The sequence below is a fragment of the Azohydromonas australica DSM 1124 genome, assembly GCF_000430725.1.
GTDB classification, from domain to species: domain Bacteria; phylum Pseudomonadota; class Gammaproteobacteria; order Burkholderiales; family Burkholderiaceae_C; genus Azohydromonas; species Azohydromonas australica.
The window spans coordinates 20,557-46,477 of record NZ_AUMO01000075.1; the positions used below are offsets into that span (position 1 = coordinate 20,557).

26 protein-coding genes are annotated in these 25,921 nt (G+C 67.7%); 8 read left to right on the forward strand and 18 right to left on the reverse strand.

The genetic code is table 11. The annotated features are described in order from the left end of the window. Positions 1–5 precede the first annotated feature (5 nt). Positions 6–212 (reverse strand): hypothetical protein, encoded by a 207-nt coding sequence (locus H537_RS0112605; RefSeq protein WP_156901656.1) that lies wholly within the window; start codon positions 210–212, stop codon positions 6–8. A 246-nt stretch (positions 213–458) separates the two neighbouring features. On the opposite strand from H537_RS0112605, the gene H537_RS52730 reads away from it, so the two are divergent. Further along, positions 459–842: a hypothetical protein gene (locus tag H537_RS52730; protein WP_156901657.1), complete on the forward strand. Its 384-nt coding sequence runs from the start codon at positions 459–461 to the stop codon at positions 840–842. Between the two features lie 173 nt (positions 843–1,015). Here the strand turns inward: H537_RS52730 and H537_RS52735 are convergent, their stop codons facing one another. From H537_RS52735 to H537_RS0112620, 3 genes are all read right to left on the reverse strand, one after another. Then, entirely contained in the window at positions 1,016–1,237 is a 222-nt protein-coding gene (locus H537_RS52735; protein WP_156901658.1) for a CrpP-related protein, read from the reverse strand. After that, entirely contained in the window at positions 1,234–1,407 is a 174-nt protein-coding gene (locus tag H537_RS42655; protein ID WP_169516997.1) for a hypothetical protein, read from the reverse strand. Before H537_RS42655 ends, H537_RS52735 begins: the two co-directional genes overlap by 4 nt. A 392-nt stretch (positions 1,408–1,799) precedes the next feature. Continuing rightward, a complete protein-coding gene (locus tag H537_RS0112620; protein WP_156901659.1) occupies positions 1,800–2,030 on the reverse strand; it encodes an ATP-binding protein in 231 nt (76 codons plus the stop codon). Between the two features lie 251 nt (positions 2,031–2,281). On the opposite strand from H537_RS0112620, the gene H537_RS0112625 reads away from it, so the two are divergent. After that, complete coding sequence (locus H537_RS0112625) at positions 2,282–2,539, forward strand: VF530 family protein (protein WP_028998214.1); 258 nt, start codon at positions 2,282–2,284, stop codon at positions 2,537–2,539. Between the two features lie 612 nt (positions 2,540–3,151). Here the strand turns inward: H537_RS0112625 and H537_RS0112630 are convergent. From H537_RS0112630 to yjjJ, 3 genes are read right to left on the reverse strand one after another with little or no spacing between them, the layout of a single operon-like run. Then, positions 3,152–3,598, reverse strand: a complete 447-nt coding sequence (locus H537_RS0112630) for a pyridoxamine 5'-phosphate oxidase family protein (protein WP_028998215.1) — start codon at positions 3,596–3,598, stop codon at positions 3,152–3,154. A gap of 53 nt (positions 3,599–3,651) precedes the next feature. Next, positions 3,652–4,137: a hypothetical protein gene (locus tag H537_RS42660; protein WP_156901660.1), complete on the reverse strand. Its 486-nt coding sequence runs from the start codon at positions 4,135–4,137 to the stop codon at positions 3,652–3,654. A 56-nt stretch (positions 4,138–4,193) separates the two neighbouring features. Next, a complete protein-coding gene (yjjJ, locus tag H537_RS42665; protein WP_051242476.1) occupies positions 4,194–5,552 on the reverse strand; it encodes a type II toxin-antitoxin system HipA family toxin YjjJ in 1,359 nt (452 codons plus the stop codon). 498 nt (positions 5,553–6,050) lie between these two features. Between yjjJ and H537_RS0112650 the strand changes: the two genes are divergently transcribed. Beyond that, positions 6,051–7,286: a c-type cytochrome gene (locus tag H537_RS0112650; RefSeq protein WP_028998216.1), complete on the forward strand. Its 1,236-nt coding sequence runs from the start codon at positions 6,051–6,053 to the stop codon at positions 7,284–7,286. A 374-nt stretch (positions 7,287–7,660) separates the two neighbouring features. Here H537_RS0112650 and H537_RS52740 read toward each other — a convergent pair whose 3' ends face one another. The 3 genes from H537_RS52740 to H537_RS0112670 all read right to left on the reverse strand — a co-directional run bounded on the left by H537_RS52740 (position 7,661) and on the right by H537_RS0112670 (position 11,086). Beyond that, positions 7,661–8,098 (reverse strand): hypothetical protein, encoded by a 438-nt coding sequence (locus H537_RS52740; protein ID WP_156901661.1) that lies wholly within the window; start codon positions 8,096–8,098, stop codon positions 7,661–7,663. A gap of 790 nt (positions 8,099–8,888) precedes the next feature. Next, positions 8,889–9,887 (reverse strand): ParB/RepB/Spo0J family partition protein, encoded by a 999-nt coding sequence (locus H537_RS0112665; protein ID WP_051242479.1) that lies wholly within the window; start codon positions 9,885–9,887, stop codon positions 8,889–8,891. Then, entirely contained in the window at positions 9,884–11,086 is a 1,203-nt protein-coding gene (locus H537_RS0112670) for a ParA family protein (RefSeq protein ID WP_028998220.1), read from the reverse strand. Before H537_RS0112670 ends, H537_RS0112665 begins: the two co-directional genes overlap by 4 nt. 566 nt (positions 11,087–11,652) lie before the next feature. Between H537_RS0112670 and H537_RS0112675 the strand changes: the two genes are divergently transcribed. Then, positions 11,653–12,984 carry a replication initiation protein gene (locus tag H537_RS0112675; protein ID WP_028998221.1) on the forward strand — a complete coding sequence of 444 codons (1,332 nt, stop codon included), beginning with the start codon at positions 11,653–11,655 and terminating at the stop codon, positions 12,982–12,984. Between the two features lie 237 nt (positions 12,985–13,221). Here H537_RS0112675 and H537_RS0112680 read toward each other — a convergent pair whose 3' ends face one another. The 7 genes from H537_RS0112680 to H537_RS0112710 form a co-directional block, all read right to left on the reverse strand. Then, positions 13,222–14,163: a Bug family tripartite tricarboxylate transporter substrate binding protein gene (locus H537_RS0112680; protein ID WP_169516998.1), complete on the reverse strand. Its 942-nt coding sequence runs from the start codon at positions 14,161–14,163 to the stop codon at positions 13,222–13,224. Between the two features lie 59 nt (positions 14,164–14,222). Further along, complete coding sequence (locus tag H537_RS0112685; RefSeq protein WP_211235003.1) at positions 14,223–15,176, reverse strand: Bug family tripartite tricarboxylate transporter substrate binding protein; 954 nt, start codon at positions 15,174–15,176, stop codon at positions 14,223–14,225. Positions 15,177–15,280: 104 nt separating this feature from the next. After that, a complete protein-coding gene (gene ilvD, locus H537_RS0112690; protein WP_028998224.1) occupies positions 15,281–16,981 on the reverse strand; it encodes a dihydroxy-acid dehydratase in 1,701 nt (566 codons plus the stop codon). Continuing rightward, positions 16,974–17,417, reverse strand: a complete 444-nt coding sequence (locus tag H537_RS0112695; protein WP_028998225.1) for an aconitase X swivel domain-containing protein — start codon at positions 17,415–17,417, stop codon at positions 16,974–16,976. Before H537_RS0112695 ends, ilvD begins: the two co-directional genes overlap by 8 nt. Then, positions 17,414–18,709: an aconitase X gene (locus H537_RS0112700; protein WP_028998226.1), complete on the reverse strand. Its 1,296-nt coding sequence runs from the start codon at positions 18,707–18,709 to the stop codon at positions 17,414–17,416. Before H537_RS0112700 ends, H537_RS0112695 begins: the two co-directional genes overlap by 4 nt. Before the next feature lie 7 nt (positions 18,710–18,716). Then, entirely contained in the window at positions 18,717–19,535 is an 819-nt protein-coding gene (locus H537_RS0112705; RefSeq protein WP_028998227.1) for an IclR family transcriptional regulator, read from the reverse strand. Positions 19,536–19,612: 77 nt separating this feature from the next. After that, the gene (locus H537_RS0112710; protein ID WP_028998228.1) at positions 19,613–21,040 is read right to left on the reverse strand and encodes an FAD-dependent oxidoreductase; all 1,428 of its coding nucleotides are present in this window, start codon (positions 21,038–21,040) and stop codon (positions 19,613–19,615) included. Between the two features lie 162 nt (positions 21,041–21,202). On the opposite strand from H537_RS0112710, the gene H537_RS0112715 reads away from it, so the two are divergent. From H537_RS0112715 to H537_RS0112730, 4 genes are all read left to right on the forward strand, one after another. Next, positions 21,203–22,171 carry a tripartite tricarboxylate transporter substrate binding protein gene (locus H537_RS0112715; RefSeq protein ID WP_028998229.1) on the forward strand — a complete coding sequence of 323 codons (969 nt, stop codon included), beginning with the start codon at positions 21,203–21,205 and terminating at the stop codon, positions 22,169–22,171. A gap of 28 nt (positions 22,172–22,199) precedes the next feature. Further along, a complete protein-coding gene (locus H537_RS0112720) occupies positions 22,200–23,174 on the forward strand; it encodes a tripartite tricarboxylate transporter substrate binding protein (RefSeq protein ID WP_028998230.1) in 975 nt (324 codons plus the stop codon). An 11-nt stretch (positions 23,175–23,185) separates the two neighbouring features. Beyond that, the gene (locus H537_RS0112725) at positions 23,186–24,064 is read left to right on the forward strand and encodes a TauD/TfdA dioxygenase family protein (protein WP_028998231.1); all 879 of its coding nucleotides are present in this window, start codon (positions 23,186–23,188) and stop codon (positions 24,062–24,064) included. Between the two features lie 173 nt (positions 24,065–24,237). Continuing rightward, positions 24,238–25,350 (forward strand): porin, encoded by a 1,113-nt coding sequence (locus H537_RS0112730; RefSeq protein ID WP_169516999.1) that lies wholly within the window; start codon positions 24,238–24,240, stop codon positions 25,348–25,350. Between the two features lie 126 nt (positions 25,351–25,476). Here H537_RS0112730 and H537_RS42670 read toward each other — a convergent pair. Then, the coding region (locus H537_RS42670; protein WP_043458691.1) for an electron transfer flavoprotein subunit alpha/FixB family protein at positions 25,477–25,921 on the reverse strand (445 nt) is incomplete at its 5' end.

Below are 25,921 nucleotides of genomic sequence, written 5' to 3' on the forward strand. Positions count from 1 at the left end.
ACTCGCTACAAGGCGTCGCCATGCACCATCTGGCGCAGCGCGGCCATGACCTGCTGCGGTGTCGCAGGATAACCAGCCAGCGCTGAGCGCGAATGCACGATGGACATCACGGCCTGTCGCTCTTCCCAGGACGCGCAGCGGCAGACCTCTGCCAGCGCGTCTCCAGGGAACCGCGCATCGGCAAGCCGCACCGCCTGCTCAATCAGCGCCACTGCCCGGAGCGTGTGCATTGGATTCCTTCCCGGCGTCACCACCGAACCAAGGTCATTGTGCGATGCAACATGCAGTCCAGGTGGGTACGGCGCGCAAGACCTTCGATTCGCGTTTATGCAACACCGTCATGAGCCTGACGGTCGATGTGCCGTTTGACGTGACCGGCACGCTGCTGGGCCACGCCGGTCTCATGGCGACCCCCGGCAAGTACGTGCCGCCCGGCCGCACTGGGTGTCCCAGGCGAGGTGAAAGCTTTGGAAACAACAGGCTGGCTGGCAAGTTGGGAAGACGGTTCCCAGGTGCTGTTGCATGCTTGGCGGTCCACCAACCACCGTGAGCCACCGCCGCCTATGTCCCCCGACGATCTACGCGCCCACTTTGCGGCGCAAGCGCCCACCGAGATCCCGAGCTGGTTTCAGCCGGCCATGGATCACCTCTCGGTACCCTCGCTGCCCGAACGCACCTCGGACGACAAGCAGGACAACGCGGCCGTGAAGGTCTGGTCCGACCAGAAGAACCAGGCCAATTTGCAGCGTGAGCAGTACCGGTACTTCACCTGGCGCTGGTACTACGCCGACCAGATGTTGGCGCACGCCGGAACGGAAATCAGGCTGCAGCCGCATTCCTGACCTGACGCCACCGGGCGGCGGTACCGCATCACCGCTGCTACCGACCCGCCCGAGGCACTCGGCCGTTGCCGCCATGCTGGCGCCGTTCTGCGCGCGGCACGCGCTCACAAGCACAGGTCCGGCAGACAGGAACCGTCCGAGCACGCTGGCCGGCCGCGCACCAGTTGCGCGTGTCAGCGCCCAATCCGTGTCCAGCCGCGTGGAGCCGCCTTGAGCACCTGCTGCTCGTAGCCTGCTCGCCAAGCGTCGTACCGGCGTCCCCATTCCTGAAGTGCCTCGCCTGTCGAGGCGGGCATGTTCCGCTGCTGCAGCAGCGGATTCGATCCTGCCTCGTCACCGCGCACGGCGGCCTTGGCACCCTGTCTCTCAAGCTCGGCCTGCTCGCCTGGTCTCATGGCGTTGCTCCCTGAGCCACGACCCTGTCGTGCACGATCTGTCCGGCCGGCGTCAGCAGCAGTGCGCCGCGGCTCCAGTTCATCCACCCCAAGGTGACGAAGTCGTCCAGGCTGCCCTGGGGCACTTCCCAGGCACGGCGGCGCCACAAGGAGGCGATGGCTGCGGGCAATTGGTGGCTCAGCACCTCGCAGCGAGCTGCACTGAACCCGCCGAGTCGGGCGCGGACGAGAACATCGGGAAAAACAGGTTGCATGGTCAAATAGTCCCAGGCACACGTCGGCGCGCCAAACGGGCCTGTCGAGACACGAGCAACGCTGCTACCAGTGCCGTTTCAAGCTGGTGGGTTTCACGACTCGTTCACGTCTCAGCGTCATCGGGAAAGCTGCAGTGCACCCTACCACGTCGGGGTCGCCCTTGTACGCGCCCGGCAAGTTGCGGGATGCCGTTCCCGGAAGCGGATGCATGCTGCGTGGTTCTTCGAACACCCCGGGTCGCTGCACGTGGTTTCCGAAGATCTGCGTGCCCCCTTTACTGCTGCCACCGACACCCCCGGATGTTCAGTCAGTGCGGCGCTGCTGGCGCGGCGTCGTGGGCAGCACGACGGTGAATACCGTGCGGACAATTGGCCAAGTCCATGCTCACCATGCCGCCGCGGGCCTGGGCCACCTGCCGGACGATGAACGGGCCCAGTCCCGTGCTGGTGCGCTCGACCTTGGCGTGGCCGTGGGCGGCCCGGCGCAGCGGCTCGAACAGGGCCTCAAGGCGGCAGCCGGGCAGCGCGGCTCCCTGCAATTCGACCTTCTCCTGGCACAAGCCAGATCGCAAGGCACTGGCCACACCGGCAGCCCGAGGTCCAGCGACGTGCGGCTGCAGTCAAGCAGGTCGTCCAGCAACGCCTTCATGCGCTCGCCACTGCGGATCAGTCGCGCGGTGGGCCCGCTCACCGGATGACGACAGCGATGCCGTTCAGGCGCGGCCACCTTAGAGACTGCTCACTGAGCGGCGATGGACGGGATCGGCGCAGGGGGCTGCGAAAATGCACGATGAGCAACATCACACCGCCGCCGGCCCAGCCACGCAATCCACTCCATGGCATGACTCTGGAGATGATCGTCACAGCACTGGCTGACCATTACGGCTGGGCCGGTCTCGCCGAGCGGGTGCCTGTGCGGTGCTTCAGCAGCCAGCCCAGCGTGTCGTCGAGCCTGAAGTTCCTGCGCAAGACGCCATGGGCGCGCGAAAAGGTGGAAAGCCTTTACCTGTTCATGCTGCGCGAGCGCCGACGTGAGCAGCGGGATTGAGAACCGGTCTACCGCTACGGCAAGCGCGACGACAGCGGTCTGCCCTGCTGTCCCAACTCGCGCAGGAGCTCGTGCGCGAAGGAAGGCTCCTCCCTGACAAGCCCTCGGCCCTGGCAACGGCGGGCCATGGACCAACGCGGCGCCCAGGTTCGCGAGGTTGTCCATCGTTGTTCGGTGGTCCGCTCACGGCCGCGACCAAGCGAGAACCGGAGTGTGGCGATTGCCAGGCCATGCCTTGGTCCAGAGAGTGGGCATGAAATCCCCTATGCGCCCGGCCTTATCAAGCGGCGGTTCACTGACTCGTGCAGCGCTGCGCAGATTCGTGCTGGTTGCCTGCAGCGGGTGATCCGCATGGCGCGCCATGCGCGCTGCCAGCGTCTGGCTGGCTGCATGGAAGGAAGAAGTACATGAGAACCGGGAAGGACTGTGTCCCGGTGGTCGATGACACCTGGACGCCGCAGAGCACGCGGCCTTCATGGCACGCTACAAGGCCGCCGCGCTCTTCACGCGACGGGCACGCTCAACACCGCGCCGCCCACAACCGTCCCCGGGAAGCACGTGCACGCAGGCCGAGCCGGCCAGCGGCCGCCGCACGCATGCACGCGGTGAGGTTCACGACCCGGGCGGCGCTCCGATCCGCCCCGACATTCCCAGCACAGTGATCTGCAGGAAGACCAGCGTCCCGGCCATCACCCGCTCCTCGTACTGCCTGGCCGCCCATTGCGGCATGTCCGCAAACCGTGCGAGAAAGACCCGCAGGATCTCCTGCGCTCGTGCCGGATCGCCAACGAACTCGACGAGCCCTTCCCCGCTCACGCTGGTCCAGTCGAACACGCCCCGCGTGGCCGAGTCGTCCATCTGGAAGGACACCCTCGGATTGCGCCCCAGCATTTGCGTCTTCCGACCCGGGAGGGTGACGCAGCAGATGCACCCGTCAAGCCACACGTAACCCAACGGCACCAGGTAGCGTTCACCGTCGGCATCCAGGCCCAGGCGCAGGATGCGCTCACGCTGCAGGAACGCGTGCATTTCCTCGTGTGTAAGGGCTTGGAGGTCCATGGCGATCGGGTCCGGCCTGATCCCGAATCGGGAGGCCCGGCGTGGTGGTCCGGTCAGCGTACTACGGTGCCCGGCATCCCGGTTGAGCGCTCCAACACGGGCAACGCCGAGCAGCAGTCCTGCATGACCACGGAGTCTTGGCTCGATCGCACGCCGGTGACTTCAACATCCCGGTGCAGCCCGATGCGCAGACGTTTGCGCAGACGGTCGGTTCCTGCCGAGCTGGCTGCCTCGGATTGCCGGGCCACCCGTGCCAGGCCCGCGGCGCCGAGGTCGGTGAGCACGTCGGTCTGGCGCCGGCAGGTCTGCCCGCGGCTGCCATCCAGGGACACGAGGTCGTCGTGGCAGACGGCTGCGGCGGCAGCCGCCACAGCACAGGCCGGCTCCTGGGTGCGGTCCCATGCGTGGCGGGCGATGCCTTCCTGGGGAGTGACGTCGGGGCCGACCGTTTTCAGCGGGTCGAATGGCGAGGCGAGCGGGACGAGCGCTTCCTGCTGCTCGGGCGCCAGGTGCAGTTCGCGGATGTCGCCGTGCAGCACGCCAGGCACGCTGGCCAGACCGGCGGACTGCACAGTGGCGCACGCACGCAGCTCACTCAGGCCGACCGCACCAGCGCGACGAGCGTGCGGTGGTTCTGTTCGCAGGTACGGCGGAAGTCGTCGCTGATCCTGGAATCTTCCGAGGCGCGCAGCCAGAAGTCCTGTGCGGCGACCGCGGCAGCCTCCCATGCCGGGCGCTCGACAGGCAGGGGCAGTTGCGGCGAGAAGTGCCTTGGTGGCAGCTCCACACCCCGGGCCGGCGCGTACAGCATGGGCAGCATGTCGTAGGCCGGCGCCAGGGTCAGCCCGGGCCTGAACGACAGGTTGCCGTCATGCATGTCGGTGTTGGCAATGAGCCTGCCGAAATGCCACAGCTCGTCGATGGCCGAGCGTGTCGCCGCGTCGACGAGCTTGCGGCCGTGCAGCGCCGCCGCAGCGCCCGTCCATGGCATGCCGTTGGCACCGAAGAGCGCCGCATTCAGGGCCGCCCAGGAACACACCGGCGAACGACCGAGGTAGCCATGCCGGTCGAAGCGGTCGACCTCCAGGAAGGTCCGGCCCGCGGCTTGGTGGATGCGGCTGCTTGCGGCGTCAGCTTGCAGGTGCTGTGCCACCACGGTCAAGGCCAGGTGCTCGCACACGAGCAGGTCCGACCAGCGCCGGGTCCCGGCCGAGCCGTCCGAGCCGGAGAACTTGACGATGACATGTCGCAGCACGCCGTCGCTGCTGCGCATGGCCGTGAACTTCGGGAATTCGCCACCAGCGGACGAGCCGACAACGCCAAGGTTCATCGCCTGTTCGGCCAGGGCGGGGTAGCCGGCCTCGACATCCTCGTCGCCCAGGGCAGCCGGCTCCTGCCGCGAGCGCTCCAGCCATTGCCGACAAGCCGTCTCGCCCAGGATGTAGCTGCCCGTCTGGTCGACGCCCAGCAGGGACAGCGCATGCAGCACGTCGTCTTCCGACCAGTCCTGGGGATGCTCGCTCACCTGCAGCAAGGCGGCGTGGTGGCGTGCGAAGTTGCGCCCGAGGAAGCCCTGGGGACGCATGTCGTCCAGGAAGTACGGCACGCCGTCGAACCAGCCGTCGCGCATGTCCTCGTCCAGCGGCCACGCCAGAGACTGTCGGAACGCCACGGCACATCCGTCGGGATAAGTGGGCAGGAGGCTGGCCAGTTCATGCAAACGCCCTTGGGGATCCACCTCGAAGAGTGGCAGCGGCTGCATGCTGCCGCGCAGCGCGCGCCGTGCGGCATAGGCCGTGCGGCGCGCTTTCCCGAGAGCGACCACCGAGGACCCCAGTGCCTCCACCGCGCGCTTGAGCGTTGCGCGGCTGATCTGCAGTCGATCGACCAGCCGCCCGGCCGGCGCCCGCTGCCAGGTCCGCAGCGTATGGAGAAGATCATCGGGCAACGGCATGAAACGATTTTAGTGATGATTTGGATCCATACCCTCGAGGTGACTTGCATGTTCCATGCATGTAATGCAAAACGATTGATGAAACGATCAAAAGACCTTCATCACCGTTTGCGGTGTCATGGGGTGCTGTTGGCGGCGTGCCATCGACCATTGGCATGCTGCATGGCCTTTTCGCCGAGGGCGACAAGGCGCTGAGGCCGTCGGTCCCGTGCAAGCGGCTTATGCGGGGCCTGGAACTCCGCGCCACCATGCAGCAGGCCGGCCGGTCTGGGGCTCATGAATCAACCGGCATGCGGCGGCGCTTCAGCGTCGGCGTGGACACCCCGGTGCGCCAACCTCACTTCAAGGCCGCGCATGGTCGTGCGGGTCTCCTCCGACGCCATCCGGCAGTGAACGGAAACGCCCGGCCTCCTCGTGACGTCTATCTCCCACCAGCCCTGCCCGAGCACACCAGCTTCACGTGCGTGCCTCCAGGGTGGCTTTGGATCGGAGGTCACGATGAAACTGTTCCGGCTACCTGCTTTGTGTACCGTGCTGCTCGCCGGTTGTGGCGGCTCGGATCCCGGCAACGTACCGCAGGCGCCGATGTCCCTGGCGCGGGAGGAGCCACAGGCCGCGACAGCACCGGACCCGGATCGGGGCCGGTACATCTTCCGGCGCCAGACCTTCGGCGACGAGACGTTCTGGAGCGACCGCCTGCGCCTGCACGAGGTCGTGGGAACCAAGGTGTCGCCCAAGACCGCACTGTCGGTTGGCCTGAAGGTGGACGTCAGGGCCCTGCCGCCGGAAGTCCGCCAGGGCATCGCTGATGGCAGCGTCGATCTCGCCAGCCCCGAGACCACGGTGGCGCTGCTCAAGCTCGATGCCGTCATCGGCCTCAAGGGCCGGGTGGAGACCGTAGGCGGCCGCGACCGGGTCACGCGGCTGGGCGTGACCTGCGCGCTGTGCCACTCCACCGTGGACAACTCGTTCGCTCGGGGTATCGGCAGGCGCCTGGACGGCTGGCCCAACCGGGACCTGGACCCGGGCGCCATCATCGCCCTGTCCCCTGCCCTCGGCGAGGCCACCAAGGCCATCTACCGCTCGTGGGGCAAGGGCCGCTACGACCCGCGTTTCAACCTGGACGGCATCAGCGCCCCTGTGCTCATCCCGCCCGCGTATGGCCTGCAGGACGTGCACCGCATCACCTACACCGGCGACGGCCACCGAATCGCCTACTGGAACCGCTACGTCGCCGTGACGCAGATGGGCGGCCACGGCAGCTTCCGCGACCCGCGCATTGGCATCTCCGTCACGAACGGGACTGACGACCTGGTCAGCAGCCGCTTGCCGGCGCTGCAGGCGTACCAGCTGACGCTGCAGCCGCCGGCGCCGCCGGCCGGCAGCTTTGATCCTGCGGCGGCCGCACGCGGGCGGGTGATCTTCAACACCAAGGGCACCTGCGCCAGCTGCCACAGCGGGCCGGCGTTCACGGACGCGAACCGGCGCTTGCACGCGCCCAGCGAGGTGGTCAGCGAGCCCGAACCGGGTGACGCGCCGAGCTACGCGTCGCGCAGCGCGACCAAGATGTACCGCACCACACCGCTGCGCGGCGTGTGGCAGCACCCGCCCTACTTCCACAACGGCACGGCGGCGACGCTGGAGCAGGTCGTGCAAACCTACAACCGGAAGAAGGCGCTGTACCTGACCGAGGCGGAGATCGCGGACCTGGTCCAGTACCTCCAGTCGCTGTGACGACCTTGCGTCGAGCGGCCCCAGTCCCCGGCTCGGCTGGGGCGGGGCTGCCGACGCCAAGCGGCTCAGTACCTGCCGGCGGCGTGTCGGCTTGCCGCCTTGTGCAGCACAGCCCCGGTGTTTCGGACTCGGCGTGCGCCCCCAATTCGGCAGTGCCAGCTCGACGGCGGGCATGAGGTTCCCAATCTTCACCAGCGCTTGCAGCCGGGCGCCCACCGTCACCTCGCGCAACAGGCTCCGGAGCCCTGGCCAAGTCATCAAGCGGCTCGGCAGTACAGGCGTTGAGGGACGCCCGTGTGGGCTCGGCTCGGCTGGTCGGGACTTCGTCGCCCCCGTGCTGAATGGTCCGTGAACCGTTGGGAACCGCCGCGGCTTCATGCGTCAGCGGCAGCCCAGTTGGCCCGGGCAATGCCTTCGGCGCGGTGTGGAGGTGCCTTCAAGTCTGAAGGGTGCTCTTGCGTGGACGACCACCACTCCGTGACCCGGAGCTGGGCCCTCACCTCACCGGCCGGAAGTTTGTCGATGTGGACGTTGACGTGCAGCGCCCAGGCCCGCAGCGCGCGGTCCAGTTCGCTGGCTTCGTAGGACTCAATGCCTTGCGCCATTGCTCCTGCCGTGACGTTCTCATGCGTGAGAAGACGCGGCTGTTTCACTCTGCTCTGAAGCTTGATATGGCCTTCAGCGATGGCGTATCCCCCCGGCTCTGCAGAGCCGGGTTGTTCGACCAGCCAGCTGGCGCCACGACAGCCTTGGTGCAGAGACAGCACCCGCACACTGCTCAAGCGCAGCACTGCGGTGACGGCACGGCCCAAAACGAAATTCCGCAGGCAGCCTTGGCTGTGAGCGCACACGACCAGCGGGTCGCGGGCATCGAAGGCGTGCCCGTACGGCAGCGGCGCATGACCTGGTCGCTGGGGGCGCTTTACGGTAAAGCGCCCCTTGATGCGGCCTGCTGAACCTTGTGCACGGATGTCCCCGGTCAGCCGTTGGATGCATCGCCAAGGGTGCTTTACCGTAAAGCACTCGCCCCGACGCAGCTGCCGTATGGGTGGCTCACCGCACGCTCTGCCCAGTACAGGCACCATGGGACAGAAGGCTTTTCACCGTAGCGCTGCACCAGTCCAGCAACGTGGCCAAGGACCCCTACCGTGGGCTTGTGCCTCGCGGCGCAGGCCGGCAACGGCAGCGATGCCTTTGCCGGTCGTCGGACTGAGATTTCGTCCCCGTCGCAGCGGTCGAGGCTGGCAGCCGCGCGTGCAGTGACAAGACCTTGCTACCCACCAAGTGAGCAAGCCCAATGGAGCGGCCCCGCCGCTACCCGGCCTCAAACGATCCGGGCCATGACGATGTTGCTGGTCTGTCAATGTGCAATATCGCCGCACGGGCCTCGGCATTTCGCCGGGCTGATCATGGATGAAGTTCAGGGGTGCTTTACCGTAAAGCACTGTTTGGCGCCAACCGGATCATCGCGCAATGGCCATGCCGACAGGCTGCGACCTGGCCGGCGAGGCGGGCTCGTTGCGGCCCCGCCGCGCCACGCACGATGCGTGTCTTCAACGAAAAAGGGGCCGAGGCCCCTTTTGCTTTCACCAACCATCCCGATCAGCCAAGCAGCTTCTCGACGAACTCCCTGAGCCGCTTTTCCTTTGCGTCACCAAGAACGCCAGCCTTGAGGCGCAACGTCACGTTGCCCTTGGCGTCCTTGTCCCAGCTTCCCAATTGCTTCCCGCCAACCATCAAGGGAGTCCTCGCAGCTGCGGGCGTCACGGTGGACTCATTGCCCATGAGCCGATCCAGGACGTCCCTGGCCGGCAGCTTCGGCTCCATGGCGGCCAGCTCACGCGCCCGGTCGAGCACGGCTTTGGCGTCACGCTCCAGGGCCGGATTGATCGTATCGAGCGAGCGGTACTGCAGCTCCAGCGGCGACGCGAAGGCACCGATGATCTCGTCCGGGAGCGAGGCCAACTGGATGGCACGACTGACGTTGCCGCTCTGTGCACCGATGGCCGACGCCAACTGGCGCTGTGAAGCAAACAGGCCCATTTCCAGCGCCCGCTTGTACATCATCCCCTGCTCCCACGGAGAAAGGTTCTGACGCTCCCGGTTCTCGCGATCCATCTCCGCGAACAGCCGCGAGTCGTTCATCTCCTCGACGATGGCGGCCACTTGCAGACCCAGCTCCAGGCAGGCGCGGTGACGGCGGTGTCCGTAGGCGATCTCGTATTCCGGGGACTGCCCGGGCTGCACCGGCAGCGGACGGACCTTGATGGGCTGGACGTTGCGCCCGGCATCGGCGATCTCCGCCTTGAGCGTGGCGAACTCGGGTCCCGAGAAAGACAGGGCGTGCCGGTTGGCCCAGCGGCTGGGCTTGACCAGCTTCGGGTCCAGGAACTCCACGAACGTGGCGTCCTCGAACTTCTGCAGCTTGGCCTTGAGCGCCCGGTTCTCGGCCTCCACGCCGCGGCCAAGGGCCAGCGACGCACTGATGGCGCCCATGGCCGTGCGCGGCTTGTCGGCCACCGGCGCGGGAGCAGGGGACGTCGCGTCGTCTTCGTCCTCGTCGAAGTTGATGCCCTTGGCCTTTTCCGTCAGTTTGCTCATGCCTGCGCCTCCTCCACCGCGACGACTTGGCGCAGCCACGCACCGACCATCTGCGATTCCACGGTCTCGACGAACTGGTCATAGGCATCGAGCGCGCGCTTGATCGTCTTGCTGCCGGCGGATCCGGGCTTCATGTCGTAGACCGAGCCGAACTCCGCGCTGGCGGACGCAGCCGTGGAAGTCTTGGGGATCTCGAAGGGCAGGACCTTGGCGCCATACGCGGCGCTGATCCACTCGCGCACGACGCTCGTGGCGATGTCGCTTGCATCCACCTTGGCCAGCAGGACGTCGATGAACTCGAATTTCTTGGTCTTGCCGCGGGAGACCAGTTCCTTGGTCAGGTCGTAGAACAGGTCCCAGAACTGGACACTGGAGGCGAAGTCCAGTGCATTGGGCGGCAGCGGCGTGATGACGCCGTCCGAAGCCATCATGGCATTGATGGTGACGTACGACAGGGCAGGGGGGGTGTCGATGATGATGACGTCGTAATCCTGGCGCGCCTGCTCGATACCATAGTGCAGAACGTTCCAGAACTGGAACGACGGGCCCTCGTCGCGCTGGCGGCCCGGCAGGGCGAACTCCGCGCTGAAAAGCACCGACGTCGCCGGTACCAAGTCGATGCCATCCCAGTAGGTCGGACGGATGGCGTACTCGATGCTTTCCTCCTCGCCCAGGCACAGCGGCAGGATGGTGTGCTGGGCCTCGACCTCGGCATCCGGCAGGATGCCAAAGAGCGTGGTGAGGCTGCCTTGCGGATCGCAGTCGATCACGAGGACCTTGTGTCCGCGGATGCTCAGGCCCTGGGCCAGCGTCACGGCCGTGGTCGTCTTGGTGACGCCCCCCTTGAAGTTGGCCACCGCGATGGTGATGGCCTCGGCATTCTCCGGGCGCAGCCGCAGCTTGCGCAGCTCACGCGCCCACTGCCGAACCTCCGGGAGCTGGAATTCGCGCCTGGTACCCGCCGCGTTGAGGCCGCCGCCGGGCAGCTCACCCTTCTTGGCGCGGTAGTCCACCTGCCGGGTGTCGAGGTTCACCAAGCTGCCCAGCTGCGCGGGCGAGAAACGTGGCGCTTCCTTGGTGGCATTGGGAGCCAGCATCGCCTTCCTCACGCGAGCAAGGATCTTCTTGGCTCTTTCTGCCTGCGAGCCGATATCCGCAAGTTCCACCTGCTCTCGGCCTTCAACCACGATATTGGTCATCTAGCTTCCTGTGGTTTGTTTGAGCAGATTGTATGTTCGAAGCGGCCTTAGACCGTGAACACACAAATCGGTCGGGCTACAGGGCCAAAGCCACACTTGGCGGACATTGCCGCTGTCTGTGCATGACGCCTGATCCAAGAACGCCAGATCTTCAATACGTTTGACTTGTTTAGATAGTTTGATTTCCAAAAAAATCATGCAGGTCAATGAGTTGGATAACTTGATGTCCGCCAAGTGCGGCTTGCTCGTCCGGTGACTGTGGCTTGTGCGTCCGCCAAACGTGGCATGGCTGTCCGGCATATGTGGTCGGTGTCCGGCTCCTGAGGCCGAAGTTATCCACAACCGCGGCGCCCAGAGATTGATGGCCCCTGTCCGGCAAGTGTGGCTTGGAATGGCCGCGAAGGGTGCGGCGGCCGGCAGGGGGCAGCCACATGCCAGGAATACCGGGCAAGCTGGATCGAGCCATGGTGTCCAACCTGCTTGGACTTACACTAGTGGCCATGCCAAAGCCTGCAAAGGAGAAGCCGCAAGTTCCCTCGGCGGTCCCGTCCGGAGCGTCCGGGACGTTGAGCAAGTCTGTCTTCGCGCTGGCCATCGAGCCGCTGACGATGGCGCTCACGGTCACGGGTCGCAAGGCCTACGACGTGATGCTGTGGCTGGCGCAGCGCAGCACTCCCAATGCCGATGGGGGCTACACCAGCCCGGTAAGCACCATCCTCAGGAGCTACGGGTCCACCACCAAAGCTTCCGAGCGCGTGCAGCGGTACATCGAGCAGATGGTGCAGACGACCGTCGTGTGGCGGCCGCTGGCTGCCAGTGAGCAGGGCACCATGCTGCTCGACGGCTTCGAGAATGGAGCAGCGCCGCCCATCACGGACGAGGCGCGCACCTTCGCGTTGCTGGCCGAGGCGCGCCTGTTCATGCGCGGTGGCGAGGCCTGGGTGACCTGGTACTACCCGCCGTCCATCAAGGAGCAGCTCATCAACCCCGAACGCTGGGCCCAGATCGAGCTCAACTCGATCGCCCGGCTCTCGACCTACACGGCCGTGGCGCTGTACGAGATCTGCGCGCGCTACAAGGACAGCCCCGGTGGATTGACGAGCCGGCACGACCCGGACTTCTGGACCCGGGTGTTGCGCGAGGGGGGCGGCTTGAAGCCGCGGGAATTCCGCAAGTTCAAGAACGAGCTGCTGGTGCCGGCCATCGGGGAAATCAACGACAAGACCGAGATCGTGGTGGAACTGGTGGAGCACCGGGAGCAGACGCAGCTGGTGTCGGTGCAGTTCAAGGTCGCTCGGCGGCCGCGCGAGAAGCCGCGCATTCCCGAGCCGGCCGACGTGACGCAAGCCCTGCGCGCGGGCAAGCTGGGCCTGCGCGAGGAGGATCTCGACGCTCTGGTGCTGCGCTACGGTGACTTAAGGGTCAACGAGGCGCTGGACGCTCTGGAGAGCTATGTCGAGAACCCGAACGCGGCGCGGATCAACAACAGGCTGGCATACCTCAAGGCCATCCTGGCCAACAAGGAGCCGCAGCCTTGCGCTCCGGCCGCCAATGCGCCAGACAAGGACAAGGCCGTCGTGTTGCAGGACCCACGCAAGGACCAGGAGGAACTGGCCCTTGCGTGGAAGGCAAGCCGCATGCGCCAGCTCCGCGCGGAGTTCGCCGAACTGTCACAGGAGGAGAAGGTGCGCTGGATCGACGAGGCCGCACCGGTCATCCTGGGTTCCGTCGCCACGCCGGGCATCCGGCGCCGCCTGGCTGACAAGGACTGGGAGTCGCCGCTCATCAGCCGCGTCGTACTGGACGTGTATGGCAAGGGGCGCTACGGCAGCCAGTGGCTGGAGCCCAGCGAATTGGACCTGATGTTGTTCTCCGCGGCCGAAGGACGGGCGCAATGAGAAGCGCCCGCAAGCAGACGACGGCCGGCCCTCTGCCCGCTCAGTGGTGGAGCGGGCGGGTACCGGACTTTGGATGGCCGAACAGCTCGAAGCGGGGTTCGGGACGTCACCCGAGCCGCCACGAGCGGACCGGCGGTATGCCTGCTGTTTAGCAGTTCAGCGCCCGGGAGGCGTCCATACCGTCTACTTGGCCGGCAATGCAACATCTCGACGTTGCCTCGACATGTTGCATCGGCCTCAATCCAGGCGGGCACCCGTGGCCTGCACCACCGGCTCCCATTTCTTCATCTCGTTGCGTATGTAGGCGTTGTACTCGTCCGGGCTCGTGGCCAGCGGTTCCTGGCCGATGCTGCGGATGCGCTCAGCGACTTCGGGCAGCTTCATCACCGCGGCGAAGTCGTCGCGAATGCGGCTCACCAGGGCCGGCGGTGTGCCGCTGCGCGCAACAAGACCGAAGACGCCGGAGAAGTCGTAGCCCGGCGCAACGCTGGGGAACAGTGGCACGCCGGGCGTCAGTTCGGCCGGAGTGGCACCGAGCGTGCCGATCAGCTTGAGCTTGCCGCTCTTGACATGCTCCAGGGTGCTCTGCAGCACGGGGTCCACCATCAGCAGCGTATGCCCGCCGATCAGATCGTTGATGGCTTGCGCGCTGCCCTTGTAGGGCACGTACTGCATCTTCACGCCCGTCTTCATCTCCAGCAGCGCCATGCCGAGGTAGCTTTGCGTGGTTGCCGAGGCGTAAGCCACCTTGCCCGGATTGCGCTTGGCCAGCGAGATCAGTTCGGCCGGCGTGCTCGCGGGCAGCGAGGGATGCGCGTACAGCGCCATGTGGAACCGGGTGAGCGCCATGACCCCGGTCAGGTCCTTGAGCGTGTCGTAGGGCAGCTTGCTGGACAGCAGCGGATTGGTGACATGTGAACCGGTCACGATGCCCAGCACGTGGCCGTCAGGCTTTGATTTGGCCACCGCATCGGTGCCGAGGGCGGTATTCGCGCCCGGCCGGTTTTCCACCAGAACCGGTTGTTTCCAGCGCTCGGCCAGCTTGTCTCCCATGAGGCGAGCGAGCGCATCGGTGGCGCCGCCTGGCGGAAACGGCACGATCAGGCGCACCGGCTTTTCAGGAAAGGCCTGGGCCCATGCAGGCGCCGCGGCGGCAAAGCTCAACGCGGCGGCGGCCACGGTGAACAGGCGTTGGATCGGGTTCACGCAATGTCTCCTGAACGTCATGCGATGCGGCGTCACTCGAACCGGATGTGGTTGTCCTTCACGATCCGGTTGAAGCTGTCGTACTGCTCCTTGAAGAAGGCGGCGAACTCGGACGCTCCCATGCCGTAGCCCTCGAAGCCCTGCGCAGCGAGCTGCTCCCTCACGTCGCTGCGCCTGAGTGCGGCCTGCAGTTCGCCGTTGAGCTTCGCAACGGTTTCCGGCGGCATGCCGGCCGGGCCGAAGACGCCCGCCCAGGCCCGGATGGTCAGCTCGCCCAGGCCGGCCTCGGCTGCAGTGGCCACCTCGGGCAGCAGCGGGCTGCGTTGCGGCTGCAGGGTGAGCAGCGCCTTCGCGCGGCCGTCCTTCACGAAGGCTGGCGCCGAGGTGCCGGTAGTCCAGATCATGTGGACATGGCCGCCGACCAGGTCGGTCAACGCGGGCACGTCGCCCTTGTAGCGCACGTACACGGCCTTGCGCGGCCCGAGCAGCTGGATCATGGCCAGCTGCGCCGCGCTGTTGCTGAAGGCAGCGTTGTACCGGTCGGGATGCGCGGCCACCTCATCCAGCAGCGCCTTGACGTGGTCGGCCTTCACTGCGGGGCTGGTGACGAGGAACATCGAGAACTGCCCCGCCGAGCTGATGGGCGTGAAGGCCTTGAACGGGTCGTACGGTGGCTTGGCGCGTGTCGAGGGCACCTGGACCAAGGCGGTGTTGGTGCCCCACAGCAGGGTGTGTCCATCGGGCGCAGCGCGCTGCACGTCCTGCGCGGCCAGGATGCCGTCGGCACCGGGCTTGTTCTCCACGATCACCTGCTGGCCCAGCTGCCGGCCCAGTGCCTGCGCAATCACGCGAGCAATGCTGTCGGCCGCGCCGCCGGGCGCAAAGCCCACCACCAGGCGCACGGGGCGACCCGCTGTGCCCTGGCTCCACACGCTGGTGGCCAAGGCGCTGGCCGGGAGCGCAAGAACGGTTCGGCGTCTCAACATGGGTCTCACTCCACAAGGTGGTCAACACAAGACGAGTCCTCGCCTGCCCGCGCGAGCGGGCAGGGCATGCTTTCGTTCGGTACGGGCGCGGGGCCGCGCGGGCGCTACTTCGTCTCGCGCACCAGCACGGCGCCTTGGGACAGCGGCCCGACGTTGCGGCGGTAGATCTGCAGCCAGCCGCGGTCGAACAGCGGGGCAGGGGGCTGCCATTGGGCGCGGCGCTGCGCCAGCTCGGCATCGCTCAGGTCCACATCGACGCGGCGCGTGTCGAGGTCGATCGTGATCGTGTCGCCGTCACGCACCAGCGCCAGCGGTCCGCCCAGTGCGGCCTCGGGCGCGACCTCGGCCACGACGAGGCCCTTGCAGACCAGGCCCGAGAGGTGGCCGTCGGTGAGCATCGCGACCTGGTCGCCAAGGCCCTTGCCGTCGATGCCGAACACGACACGCGACGCACCGCCGCCCATCGCGGGGCCACCGCAAGCGCCGGCGCCGCGCATGACGATCACCTGACCGGGGCGCACGCGGCCATCGTTCATTGCCGCCAGCGCCTCGTCCGAGGTCGAGAAGCAGATCGCCGGACCGCTGAAGCGGCGTACCTTGCGCTCGACGATGCCGGGCTTGCTCAGCGCCGCCTCGGGCGCAAGGTTGCCCCGCAGCAGGACAACCGCGGGACGCGGCGCCACCGGCCGGCTGGCCGGGCGGATGACTTCCTCGTCCCGCACCTGGACCGTGCCGAGGTTGTCGGCTACCGTTGCGCCGGAAACCGTCAGCGCGGTGGTGTCCATCAGCGCGCCGAGCTGCTTCATGACGCCGCGGCAGCCGCCGGCATCCTCGAACTCCTCGATGAAGCGCTCGCCGATCGGGCGGATACCGGCAACGACCGGCGTCTCGGGCCCGAAGCGCTCGAACATCGCATAGACGTCGATGTCGCTGCCCGCCTCGGTGGCCACCGCCTGCAGGTGCTTGACCGCGTTGAGCGAGCCGCCGATGGCCAGCACCGCCTTCACCGCGTTGGCGAACGCACCTTCGCTCAGGATGTCGCGCGGCTTGAGGTCGTCCCACACCATCTGCACGATGCGCGCCCCGGCCGCCCTTGCGTCCTGGAACATCTTGTCGGACAGGGCGCGCACCGGCGCGCTGCCCGGCAGCGCCAGGCCCAGCGCCTCGCAGGCGACATGCATCGTGTTGGCCGTGCCCAGGCCCGAGCACACGCCGGGGGAGCGGATGGCGCAGCGGCTCATCTCCACCACCTCTTCGGCCGGCTTGTTGGCCGTGACGACGTGCATGGAGTGGATGAACACCTCCTCGATGTCCACGTGCGCGCCCTTGTACTCGCCGCTGGCCTGGTAGCCGCAGGGCACCAGGATGGTCGGCACGTTCAGGCGCGCCGCGGCCATCAGCTGCCCCGGCACCGTCTTGTCGCAGGAGGTCAGGCACACCATGCCGTCGAGCTGCGCCCCTTCCACCGCGACCTCGATGTCGTTGGTGACGAGGTCGCGCGCGGCGAGCATGTAGGCGCCCCGCGCACCCGCGCCGGTGACGAAGTCGCTCGGTGCCGCGGTCCGGATCTCGAAAGGCACGCCGCCGGCGGCGCGGATTGCCTCCTTCACGACCTTGGCGACCTGGTCCAGGTGGCTGTAGCAGGCCGCCAGCTCGGAGCTGGAGTTGACGACCGCGATCTTGGGCTTGTCGCAGTCCTCCTCGGGAATGCCCATCGCCTGCCACTGCGCATTGCGCACGGCCCACAGGTAGGAGCCGCGAGGGAAGTTGCTGCGCAGCTTGCGCTTGGGGGTCTGGTCACTCATCGGTGGATCGCCTGGTCACTTCGACGATGCCGCGCTCGGCATCGACACGCACCCAGTCGCCGGTGCGGATCACTTGCAGCGGGTCCTGGTCGAAACCGGTCAGCGCCGGCGCGCGCGTCACCACGGCGCCGAGCGCGATCTTGGTCGTCATCTCGTTGAACAGCAGGGCCGCCGGCGCGGTGCCCATCAGCCGCGTCATGTGGAACTGGTTGGACCAGCCCGACGAGCCCTTGGCGCCTGGAAACACAAGCACCTTGCCGGCGAAGCTCACGCCGCGCAGCGGGTGGCGCGTCTCGATGACGCTGCCCGTGCGCGGGTCGATGCCGCCCCAGCCCGAGATGCGCTCGGTGGTGACCAGCGCCTCGCCCTCGGCGATGCCGCCGACCACCTTGCGGCCACGCAGCACGATGGTGCTGGTTCCTGTCGTCGTGCTCATGCCAGCCTTCCGTTCCAGCGGCCGGTACAGGCCGCGTCGATGCAATCGGCGGTGGTGCCGAACCAGGCCTGCACGCCCATGATCGCGGGCAGGTAGTGCGCGTGCTTGGCCGAGTCGAGCGCGGCCACCTTGGTGCCTTGCGGCATGGCGCGGCTCATGGCCGAGCAGGTGTCGCTCATCAGGTGCCCGCCGGCGTCCTCGATGATCCTGGTGTAGCCGTTCTGGTCGGCCAGCGCCTTGATGGCACGCGGGGTGAAGATCCACAGGCTGCTGTTCTCGTGCACCTTGCGGCCTTGCAGCAGCTGGCACGCCTCCCAGATCTGCTCGATGCTGTAGTGGGGGCAGCCCAGCATCACGTAGTCCACCTCGTGGTCCCGTGCCGTGCTGTTGAGCTTGTCCCAGGTCGCGCGCCGCTCGGCCTCGCCGAAGCGCAGCCGCTGCACGGGCCGGTTGCCGCCCAGGGCTTCCTCCACCGTCGGTGCCTCGGGCGTGACGCCGACCAGGTGGTACATCTCCACGCCGCCGGAGGAGGAGGCCGCGGCGCCGAAGTGCTTGAGCCGCTGCAGGTTGGGCGCCTTCAGGAACCGGCCGCCGCGTGCCACCACCACCGGCACGCGCTCCTGCACCAGCTCGCCCATCCAGTAGCCCAGCAGGCCCCACTCGAAGGTGGACTCCAGGTCGATGTCGAGCTCGACCAGGTGCGTGCCCCGGCGGTTCTCGTCGAGGTGGTAGCCCCAGTAGGGAATCTTGCCCGTGAGCATGGCCGCGCCGGTGCTCTCGCGCCCTTCGGTGTTGATGCGCCCGCCCAGCACCGAGTTGCAGTACACGACCGCCGACGACTCCATCCAGGCGCAGTGCTCGCCGCGCGTGGGCACGTTGCCCACCTGGTACGGCGTGCAGGTGTTGCCCAGCTGCACCCCGCGCCCGGCCGTGAAGGCCTCGCCCTTGCGATAGAACTGCACCACCTCCTCGGCGATGCCCATGCGCTGCGCCTCGTTCGGGTCGAAGCCCAGCTGCAGGTGGGTGCTGTACACCTTGACCGGCGGCACCTCGACCACGGTGTCGCTGTCGAGGTTGAACTCGGAGAACACCGCGTCCATGCCGCCTTTTTGCAGCGCGAAGTCGCGCATGAAGGGCGTGCTGGCGCTGACGGTGCCGCACACGTTGCGGGTGTCCACCAGCCGCTCGGCGCCCAGCGCGTCGCCGTAGCGCACCAGCAGGTCCATCGCCTTGCTCACGGCCGCGCCGTCGCGGCCGTCGAGCATTGCCTTTTCGTCGTCGTTGAGTCGCATAGGGTGGTCAGGATCGTGGTGGCGGCACGCTGCCGCCGATGTCGGCCGCCAGCACCCGTGCCAGCTCCACCAGCCCTGGCGCGACGCTGTCGCGCAGGACCGGCTCGGTGAACACGAACGCGGGGCCGCCGCAGTTGAGCGCCATCACCTCGCCGTTGGGGCCGATCAGCGGCACCGATACCGAGTTGATCTCGCGATGGAATTCGCCTGCCGAGCTGCAGTAGCTCAGCCGCGCGGCTTCGTCGAGCGCGCGGCGCAGCCCGCCCTCCAGGGAGGGCCAGTCGCTGCCGCGCGCCAGCCGCAGCGACTCGATCAGCGCCTCGCGCTCGCGCGCCGGCAGGGCCGAGAGGTAGGCGCGCCCCAGTGCGGAGTTGGCCATGGGTGCGCGCGAACCCACGTCCAGGCGTGCGGTGAGCATGGTCGAGCGCGGCCGGCAGGCCTCGATCAGCACCATGTCCAGCCCATCGGGCACGGCCAGGTAGACCGCGCCGCCCACGGCCTCGGCCAGGGCCTGCATGCGCGGGCGCGCCACCGCGCGCACGTCCAGTCCGGAGAGGAACACGCGCGCCAGCGACACCACGCCCGGGCCCAGCATGAAGCGCTCGCCACCGGGCTCCTGGGTCATGAAGCCCAGGGTGACCAGCGTGGTCGCCAGCCGGGTGACGGTCGGCCGCGGGATGCCGGTGAGGCGCGCGAGCTCGGTGGGCGTGAGCTGGCGATGCTGCTCGTCGAAGCAGCGCAGCACGGCGATGCCGCGCTCCAGCGCGCTGACGGTGTCGGGCCGCTGGGCCTGTGGGTTGTTCTGCGGGTCTTCTTGTTCAGCCATGGTGAAATTCCGCGGCCGCACCCTTGCGGCCTCACCCGGCACTGTAGGACTGCGCATGGCCCGAACGCGTCGGCGCCTCAGGCCACCGTGGCGGTGGCGTCCGCGGTGCGCAGGAAGACCCCCTGCCTGACCAACGCCCGTTGCAGCGAGGCGATGTCCACGGCGCGCGGCTGCACGCCCTGGGCCACGGCCAGCGCGGCGGCCGCGCCGGCGGCCTGGCCGGTGATCCAGCACTGGGGGATCTCGCGCATGAAGCCGTGCGAGTTCTTGTCGCACGAGAGGTGGCGGCCGCAAGCCAGCAGGCCATCGACCCGCTCCGGCACCAGCGCGCCGTAGGGAATGGAGATGTTGGGGAACTTGGGCGACACCGCCGGCGACACGCCCACCTCGTCAGGCAGCGCGATGCCATCGGGCCACTGCGTGCGCCGCACGGCGCCGACGCCGCGCAGCCGCCGCGCATGGCGCACGCCGATCTGCGGCGCGCTCTGCAGCAGGTAAGCGTTCTCGAAGCCCGGCGCATGCGCACGGAAGTGCTCAAGGTGCGCCGCCATCGCCCGGTGCGACTTCACCTCGACCTCGGTCAGGTCGTCCACGTCCAGGGCCGAGTACCCCGACTGGCGCGGCCCCATGAACAGCGCGATGTCGTTGCGCCAGGACACGAAGGGGCGCTCGAACAGGCCCAGCGCGTCGCGTCCGCCCTGCATGAACGCGGCGTGCCGCTCGGGCTCGCCGCTCTTGAAGTCGATCCAGCGCTTCATGTCCACGCCGCCGAACAGCCATGAGGTGTTCATGCAGTGGTGGACGTCGGCCTCCTCGATGTCGTTCTCGTAGGCGGCGCCGGCGCGGGCAAACATGTCGCCGTCGCCCGTGGCGTCCACCACCACCTTCGCGAGGATCGCCATGCGGCCTTCCTTGCTCTCGAAAGCGACGCCCTTGACGGCACCGCCCTCGACGATCGGCTCCGCCGCCCAGGAGTGGTAGACCAGCTGGACCTTGCGCTCCAGCACGATGTCCTGGCTCAGCAGCTTCAGCCGCTCGGGGTCGATCGTGGGCGACCAGGTCACGACACCGTGGTAGGCCGCGGTGCGGTTGCTCCAGTACGCGGCCTTGGCCGGATCGCGCGAGCCCCATTCGGCACGCGACGGTCCGGCCACCGCGTCGGCGGGCAGCCGGTCGAACAGTTCCTCGGCGAAGCCGCGGATGACCAGATCGCCGGACCAGTCGGTCATGCGGTCGATCCAGATCACGAGGCCGCCGGTGGACAGGCCGCCCAGGTGGTTGTAGCGCTCCAGCAGCACCACGTCGGCGCCTTCCTTGGCCGCGGCGGCCGCCGCCGCCGTGCCCGACGGGCCACCGCCGACCACCAGCACATCGCAGCGCCGGTACACCTTGACGTCGCGGGCGGCCTCGCGCCAAGTGCCCAGGTCGGGCCGCTGGCGGCGCGTCTCGCGCTCGAAGATGTCCGACTGCAGGATCCGCTCGTCGGTGCGGGTGATGGTCTTCATGGGGGTCAATGCTCCTGTCGCGTTGCCAAAATTTTGGACGTCGAGACCGAAAAAAGCAAAGTTATTCGATGAATTGACCCTGAAGTTTGAAAGGTGGATCGGTAAAGGCTTGAATAAAACGGTCGCTGCGTCCAAAGTTTCGCAAACATGATCGGAGACAAGATGATTCGCAGATCGTTGCTGTGCGCCGCCGCCATGAGCTGTGCACTGGGCCCGACGGTGGCCTGGGCGCAAGGCGGCTTCCCGAACAAGCCCGTGACGCTGGTGGTACCCAACGCGCCCGGGGGCGCGGTGGACATCCTGGCGCGGCTGCTGGAGAAGCAGCTCAACGCGATCTGGAAGCAGCCGGTGCTGGTCGTCTACAAGGCCGGCGCGGGTACGGTGCTGGGCACCGACTTCACTGCCAAGGCCACGCCGGACGGCCACACCATCGGGCTGGTGGTGACGTCGCATGTCATCAATCCCAGCCTGCGCAAGAACCTGCCTTACGACACGCTCAAGGACCTGACCGGCGTGTCGATGCTGGCCACCTCGCCGGTGGTGCTGGCGGCTTCGCCCAGTCTCCCGGCCGGCAACCTCAAGGAGTTGATCGCGCTGGCGAAGAAGGAGCCCGGCAAGCTCACCTACGCATCACCGGGCAGCGGCAGCTCGATGCACCTGGCCGGTGAACTGCTCAAGACGAGCGCCGGCCTGGACATGCTGCACGCCCCTTACAAGGGCTCCGGCGGCGCCTACCCGGACGTGTTTGCCGGCCGCGTGGACCTGCTGTTCGATCCGCTGTTCTCGTCGCTGCCCCACATCAAGGCCGGCAAGATGAAGCCCATTGCCGTGCTGAGCCCCAAGCGCGAGGCCATCGCGCCCGACATTCCGGCCGCCGCCGAAACCTTGCCCGGCTTCGTGGTGCAGAGCGTGTTCGGTGCGGTGGTGGCCAGCGGCACGCCGCCGGAGATCGTGAGCCAGCTCAGCGCCGACCTCGCGCGCGCGCTGCAGTCGCCCGAGATGAAGGCCCGCATGGCCGACATCGCGTTGACGCCGGTGGGCAGCAAGCCCGAGGAGTTCAACGCCTACATCCGCAGCGAGATCGACCGCTGGGCCAAGGTCGTCAAGGCCTCAAGCGCCACCGCTGACTGAACCCCAATACCCGCCGACGGACACCGCCATGAACAGATTCGCAGCCGCGCGACGCGGCCTGCTCGCCGCCGCATGCCTGCTTCCGCTGTGGGCTGCCGCGCAGCCCGGGGCCTGGCCCGCCAAGCCGGTCAAGCTGATCGTGCCATTCGCCCCTGGCGGTCCCACCGACCTCGTGGCCCGGCTGCTGGCCGAGCGGCTGCAGGCGCAGTGGGGACAGCCCGTAGTCGTGGACTACAAGCCCGGCGCCGGCACGATGCTGGGCACCGACTTCGTGGCCAAGTCCGCGCCCGACGGCTACACGCTGGGCATGGCAATCACGGCGCACATGATCAACCCGGCCCTGCAGCCCAAGCTGCCCTATGACACGACGAAGGATCTCGTGGGGGTGGCCCAGGTGTCGCAGGCCCACTTCGGCTTGTTCGCCCACCCGTCGCTGCCCGTGAGCAACGTGTCCGAGCTGATTGCGTACGCGAAGAAGAACCCGGGCAAGCTGTCCTATGCCACGCCCGGCATGGGCACCGGCACGCACCTGGCCGGCGAGATGCTCAACCACATGGCCGGCATCGACATGGTGCATGTGCCCTACAAGGGCAGCGCCGCGGCGCAGCAGGACGTGCTCGGCGGCCGGGTGCCGCTGCTGTTCGACGTGCTGTTCTCGTCCATGCCCTTCGTCAAGGACGGGAAGCTCAAGGTGATCGCGCTGTCGAGCCCCAAGCGGGCGCTGGCCAGTCCCGACATCCCGCTGGTGGCCGAGACGGTGCCGGGCTTCAGCGCCATGAGCTTCATCGGCGTCATTGCGCCGGCCGGCGTGCCGCGGCCGCTGCTCAACCAGATCAGCGCCGACATCGGCAAGGCGGTGCGCTCGACCGAGCTGTCGGGGCGCCTGGTGGAGCTTGGCATGGAGCCCGTGGGCTCCTCGCCCGAGGCCTACGACGCCGTGATCAGGTCCGAGATCGACAAGTGGAGCCGCGTCGTCAAGGCGGCCAACATCAAACCCGAGTGAAGGAGACTCCGATGAGCCTGCAACTGAAATCCCTGTCGCCCTTCGCCGCCGAAGCCAGTGGCATCGACCTGACTCAACCGCTCTCACCTGAGCAGGTGCGCGAGATCGAGCACGCGATGGACACGCACGCGGTGCTCGTGTTCCACGGGCAGCCCCTGACGCAGGACCAGCAGATCGCCTTCGCCAAGCGCTTCGGTCCCCTGGACCTCGGGCTGCGCAAGGTCAAGGGCGGTCCGCACCGCTTCAAGTATGCCGAGCTGGCCGACATCTCCAACGTCACGGCCGAGGGGGAAGTGGCCGGCCGCGAGCACGCGAAGATCATCGGCAACATTGCGAACCAGCTCTGGCACAGCGACAGCTCCTTCCAGCGCCCGCGCGCCAAGTATTCGATGTTGTCCTGCGGCATCACGCCCAGCTTCGGCGGCCAGACCCAGTTCGCCGACCTGCGCATGGCCTACGACGCGCTGCCGGGCTGGCTCAAGCAGAAGATCGACAAGCTGCAGGCGGTGCATTACGCGCTGCATTCGCGCTTCCTGCTGGGCGACACCAACTACACCGAGGAGCAGCGCAACGCGATCGCGCCGGCGGTGTGGCCGCTGGTGCAGACCGACCCGCGCTCGGGCCGCAAGATCCTGTTCGTCGGCATTCACTGCTGCGAGATCGTCGGCATGACCACGGCCGAAGGCCGCATGCTGATCATGGACCTGCTCGAACACGCCACGCAGCGCGAGTTCGTCTACACGCACGAGTGGACGCCTGGCGACCTGGTGATGTGGGACAACACGGCCACCGTGCACCGCGGCCGCTGGTACGACTTCTCGGAGCGGCGGGAACTGCGCCGCGCGACCACCGAGGAGGTCGTCCTGTCGCCCGAGGCCGTCGCCGCCTGAGCCCGACGCGACGCTGGCCGCGCCGACGCTGACTTGCGCCGGCACGCCCTCAGCGCCCAACCCGACCCCAGCCGCCCCGCATGCGGTGGCTGCGGCGCAGCACTGCCCGGTCCCTGGCGCCAGTGCTCCTCATCGAACCGAAACCAATCAACTCACCACCGGGAGACAACCTGATGAAACACCCCGCCATGGCCGCCGCGCTGCTGGCTTGTGTTGGCAGCGCCGTTGCGCAGTCCAACGTCACCCTCTATGGCGTGGCCGACGTCTATGCCGAATCCACCCGCGTTTCCGGCCGCGGCTCGTTGGCGCGTCTGGGCAGCGGCGGCCTCACGGCTTCGCGCTGGGGCATGCGGGCCATCGAGGACCTGGGCGGCGGCCTGAAGGCCACGGCGGTGCTGGAAAGCGGCGTCGCGCTCGACACCGGCACTTCGCTGCAGGGCGGGCGGCTGTTCGGCCGCCAGGCCTATGTGAGCCTGACCTCGGCCAGCCTGGGCGAGGTCCGGCTGGGCCGGCAGTATTCGCCGCTGCACTACTCGCTGCTCTTCAGCGACGTCGACGCCTTCGCCGTGTTCTCGCCCATCTTCGCGATGTACCTCTCCAACGGCGAGCAAAGCCGCCAGGACAACCAGGTCAGCTACTGGACGCCGAACTTCAGCGGCTTCTCGGGCATGGTCGCCGTGGCTGCCGGGGAGCGCGCGGCCGTTGCCCCCGGCGCGGCCACGCCCTGGATCCCAGCCGCCGGCACGATGAAGCGCAACGTCGGCGGCATGCTGCGCTACCAGGCCGGGCCGATCGACGCCAACGTGGGCTACGTCCAGGGTGGCCAGGAGTTGGCGGCCGGCGACGCCGACCAGCGCGCCTTCAACGTCGGTGCCACCTACAAGTTCAGCGCGTTCCAGCTGGGCGGCAACTATTGGGACTACCGCAACGAACTGCCCAGCGGGGCCACGCCCAAGGTCCGGGGTGCGAGCATCGGCGTGAAGGTGCCGGTGGGCCCCTCCTGGAACTTCGTCGCCCAGGTGGGCCGCGTCCAGGATGACGGCCACGAGTACACCACCGGAGCGGCCAAGGCCAAGGGCCGCAACACCTACGTCAACCTGGGCGCCAACTACGTGCTGTCCAAGCGCACCGACATCTACCTGCGCTACGCCCACATCGACGACAAGAACGGCGGCTTCAACGGCCGTGCCACCACGGCGCTGTACGGCGTCTTCGGCCCTGGCAACACCCTGCCGGCCGGCGGCTCGGCCAGCACCGTCGCGTTGGGCCTGCGGCACCTGTTCTGAGGCAAGGGCGGTCGGATCTTGCGCCCCAGGTGTGGCGCATTTCCGACCGCGAAGCAGCCTTGGATCGGTCAAGCGCTCTTGCATTAGGCCCCGGCACGATCCGGCTCAGCGCTCAGCGCTCAGCGCTCAGCCATGCCGGGCATGGTCTGCCTCCAGAGCGCGTGCCAAGTCGGGCACTGCCGTGAAGACATCGGCTTCCAGGCCGTAATCGGCCACGCTGAAGATGGGCGCCTCGGGGTCCTTGTTGATCGCCACGATGACCTTGGAGTCCTTCATGCCCGCCAGGTGCTGGATCGCGCCGCTGATGCCGCACGCGATGTAGAGGCTGGGCGCGACGATCTTGCCGGTCTGGCCCACCTGCCAGTCGTTGGGGGCGTAGCCCGCGTCCACCGCGGCACGGCTGGCGCCCAGCGCCGCACCCAGCTTGTCTGCCAGCGGCGTGAGCACTTCGGTGAACTTCTCGGCCGAGCCCAGCGCCCGGCCGCCCGACACGATGATCTTCGCGGCGGTCAGCTCGGGGCGGTCCGACTTGGTCAGCTCGCGGCCGACGAAGGCGCTCTTGCCGCTGTCG